This is a genomic window from Caballeronia hypogeia (assembly GCF_001544875.2).
In the GTDB taxonomy this organism is placed as follows: domain Bacteria; phylum Pseudomonadota; class Gammaproteobacteria; order Burkholderiales; family Burkholderiaceae; genus Caballeronia; species Caballeronia hypogeia.
On record NZ_FCOA02000091.1, the window covers coordinates 1 to 622 of the forward strand.

The 622-nt window shown below is 56.1% G+C and carries 2 protein-coding genes; one reads left to right on the forward strand and one right to left on the reverse strand.

The features are described from left to right. Window positions 1-226: 226 nt before the first annotated feature. Window positions 227-496, forward strand: a complete 270-nt coding sequence (locus tag AWB79_RS37965; RefSeq protein WP_061172604.1) for a DUF1488 family protein — start codon at window positions 227-229, stop codon at window positions 494-496. A gap of 48 nt (window positions 497-544) precedes the next feature. Here the strand turns inward: AWB79_RS37965 and AWB79_RS41150 are convergent. Beyond that, on the reverse strand, window positions 545-622 hold a 78-nt coding region (locus tag AWB79_RS41150; protein ID WP_148092509.1), incomplete at its 5' end, for a 4Fe-4S dicluster domain-containing protein.

A 622-nucleotide genomic window follows, 5' to 3' on the forward strand; every position in this document is an offset into this window, starting at 1 on the left:
ACGAGCCGGAACCGAGACTGCACATAAAAACTTTCAGCCGGTAATAGATGAAATGTGCTGCAGCACATTTTCTTTACCTCCACATCGATGACGACCGACGCCATCAAGAGACCGACGAGAAGCACCGGATAGATTGGTAACCGACCTTGGAATGCGACTTGCGACATATCGGCTGCTGACGCCCGCCTCATTTGATTTTAGCTACGCCACTTCCCCAACACTCCCCATGAAAGTGCCTGTTCCGGAACCCCAGATCTCAGCCGATAAAAGCAACCTCACCTTCATTCTGCCTCGGCGCGGGGAGCCAGTGACGTGCATCGTCTCTCGAGCAGCCCTCGAAACGTATTTTTGGCTCGCGCCGGATGCGGACGACGCACGGACATTGAAAGTCTTTAGCAGCGGATTCGGCCGCATTCTTGCCGTCGCCGAGCGAAAGTTCCTCGCGCATCCTTCAACGGACTTGGAGTTATCGGCGCCTGATTTCGCCAAAGGCTGATTTTCCTTGTTTCGGGCGCGCGAGGCTCAACTTCCTTGCGCCGTCCCTCTACATATTCGGATAGTTCGGCCCGCCGCCGCCTTCCGGCGTGACCCACACGATGTTCTGCGTCGGGTCCTTGATGTC